General features: G+C 67.6%; 1 protein-coding gene. It reads right to left on the bottom strand.

The window, feature by feature from the left end:
- Nucleotides 1-365 precede the first annotated feature (365 nt).
- Nucleotides 366-2,954, bottom strand: a complete 2,589-nt coding sequence (locus AC1D1X_RS19275; protein ID WP_477671157.1) for an ABC transporter permease — start codon at nt 2,952-2,954, stop codon at nt 366-368.
- Between the last annotated feature and the right edge of the window lie 210 nt (nt 2,955-3,164).

Raw genomic sequence — 3,164 nt, forward strand, 5'->3', positions numbered from 1 at the left:
GGGGCTGGTTGAGTGCCAGGGTCACGCTGCCGTCGTCATTGCGGGTGAGCTGCAAGCCGTGGGACGGCCGGGAGGAGGCATGCCGTGAGAACTTGCCCGTCGGGTTCGCGTTGGCGCCGGTCAGGGGGCTGGTGTTGGTGGTCATCGCGTTCTCCGCAGGCATTTGAAAGAGAAAAAAGGGCGTGGGAGACAAGGGCTGGCAAAACACCTGCGCACTTGACGGCCACCGCATGAGTCACAGTGTGATGCCGGGAGCGGCCGGATGGCGTCGGAAACCGGCCTCCACGCCTGTAGGACGGTGCACGGGGGGGCTGCCCCTTGCCCGTGCGCATCCTTTCGCGGCAAATGCCGCAAAGGGGCAAGGCTTACCAGTCTTCTTTCACCGCCAGCACGGCGTCCCGGCCTGCGGCCGCGCGGCCCGCCAGCCAGGCCGTCACGGTGCCGGCCACCACCACCGCGGCGCACAGCAGGGCCAGGCGCAGCCAGGGCACCATCAGGTCCATGGTCCAGTGAAAGCTTTGCGGGTTCACCACGTACACCAGTACGGTCGATACCGCGAGCCCCAGGGCCAGCCCCGCAAGCGCGCCTATCACCGTCCAGGCTGCGCCTTCGCCGGCCACCACGGCCAGGATTTGCCGGCGTGTCAGCCCGAGGTGCGCCAGCAGGCCAAACTCCTTGCGGCGTGCCAGCACCTGGGCGCTGAAGCTGGCGGCCACGCCGAAAAGGCCGATGGCGATCGCCACGCCCTGCAGCCAGTAGGTGACGGCAAAACTGCGGTCAAAAATCCGGAGCGATGTGGCGCGCAGCTGGCTGACGGAGGCCAGCTCCAGCAGCGCGCCGGCACCGGACTGCTGTTCGGCAAGGCCGCGCACGGCCTGCTGCACCTGGCTGTCGCTGGCGCCTTCCTTCAGCCACAGCGCGAGGTCGTTGGTGCGCCGGTCGCCGGTCAGGCGTTCGAAGTCCGCATGGGCCATGGCGATGGCGCCGAACTGGCGTGCGTAGTCGCGCCAGACGCCCGCCACATAAAACACGGGCGTTTCGGATCCCACCTTGCTTGCTATTAAATCAGGAGCAGATCGCGCAGATCCTGATTGGTCTAGAGCCATAAAAGCTTGTGAAAGTGGGCGAAAGACGGTGCCTGGGCGTGCCGCGTACAGGTCCACCATCGGCTCGCTCACGTAGATGCCGATGTGCCCGGGCGGCACCGGCAATGCCTGGCCCACCAGCGGCAGCGCGGTGGCCGGGTTGTCCAGCGGGCGGGCGATCAGGGTGACGCTGGGCCTGGCGGTATCCAGCAGCAGCTGCGTGGTGCGCAGGCTGCCCACCCGCGCCACGCCGGGCAGGCGGCCCAGCGCATCCACAAACTCCGGCGAGAAATACGCCGTATCGCTGGCGGAGGTTCCCAGCGCCGTGCGCACATACAGGTCTGCCGGCAGCACCACGTCCAGCCATTGCGTTACAGACTCGCGAAAGCTGGTCACCATCACCGTGAGCGCCACGGCCAGGCTCAGTGATGCCACCACGCCGCTCACGGCCACCGCGGCGCTTTCGCGCACGCGGCGCGCACGCTCCACGGCCAGCAGCGGCAGCAGCCGGTGGGCGACCCAGGGGCTGAGCCGGTTGTAGATCAGCGAAATCAGCCAGGGCAAGGCGGTGATGCCGCCGACCAGCAGCAAGCCCACCGACACGTAGGCCGCCAGTGGAATGCCAAACAGCGGTGGAACCAGCGCCAGCAGAGCGCCGGCAGCTATCAAAATGATACTGAACCAGTGGCCGCTGCCGGTGCCTGCCGCGGCGCCGAGGCCCTTGAGGGTTTGCGCGGGCGGYAGTTTTTGCGCCGCACGAGCCGGCCACCAGCCGCCCACGCCGGCGGCGGCAATTCCCAGCGCGCCGTAAGTGAGTGCGGCCCAGCCGTTCCATTGCAGGGTAGGTGCGACGCCGGAAAAGTAGCCGCCCCCCAGGTCCCCGCCCAGCAGCCGCAGCGCCAGCGCAGCCAGGCCGGAGCCCAGCGCGATGCCCAGCACGCTGCCGGCCACGCCCAGCAGCAGCGACTCGGCCAGCACCAGCTGCAGGCGTTCGCGGCCCGTGAGGCCCAGCACGCCCAGCAGCGCGAATTGCTGCGCGCGTTTGGCCACGCTCAGCGAGAGCACCGAAAACACCAGGAAGGCGCCTGTGAACAAGGCCACCAATGCCAGCACCGTCAGGTTGACGCGGTAGGCGCGCGACAGGTTGCTGACGCGTTCGGCCGCATCGCCCGGCGCCGTGGCGGTGATGTTGGACGGCAGCTGCAGCGACTCGATCACACGGCGCGCATCGGCGCCGGCGCTGAGCCTGAGGTCGATGCGCGAGAGTTGTCCGGCCTTGCCGAAGAGTTCTTGCGCGGCGGCAATGTCCATCACGGCCAGGGGCCCGCCACCGGCGCCGACGCTGCCGGCCACAGAAACCCTGCGCAGTTCAAGGCCGCTTTGCAGGCGCAACTCCGGCGAGTGCAATGCTTGCTGCGCGGCGGGGTTCAAGAACACCTTGCCAGGCGCAAACAGGGCGAAGCGTCCCGCGTCGGAAGACGGCACCGGCATCAGCGACGGCGCGATGGCGGCCACCGCCAGCGCGTCGATGCCGATGATGCGCAGCGGCAGGCGGCCGGTGGGGGAGGTGCCGTCCAGCGCATACGTGCTGATTTCAAGCACCGGGCTGGCCAGCGCGACTTGCGGATGGTTGGCCACGCGCGCGTACACCGCCTCGTCAAAGCTGCCCTGCACGGCACGCAGCTCCAGGTCGGGTTGACCGTTGACCGCGCGCACCGCCTGTGAGAACTCACTGAGTGCCGACGCATTGATGAGCTGTACTGAAAACGCCAGGGCCACGCCCAGCATCACGGCCACTACGGCGGCGGCGTTGCGCCAGGGGTGGTGTTGCAATTCCCGCCAGGAGAAGCTTGAGAGCAGGGCGCGCATGCGCTCATTGTGCCTTTCAGCGCCGCAGCGAAATCAGGCCCTGGGCAGATGAACGAACCCGCCATCTGTATCGGTACAGAATCAGGCTTTCTGGCTCTGTCGGGAAAACGCCTGGTCATTTAAGCTTGCGGTCTTCCGGATGCCCTGGACCCGGATCTTTCTGATTTCTCACCCGGAATGAAAGCGTATTCACCATGCAACTCCCTACCT

This window comes from Polaromonas sp. P1_G4 (assembly GCF_056405475.1).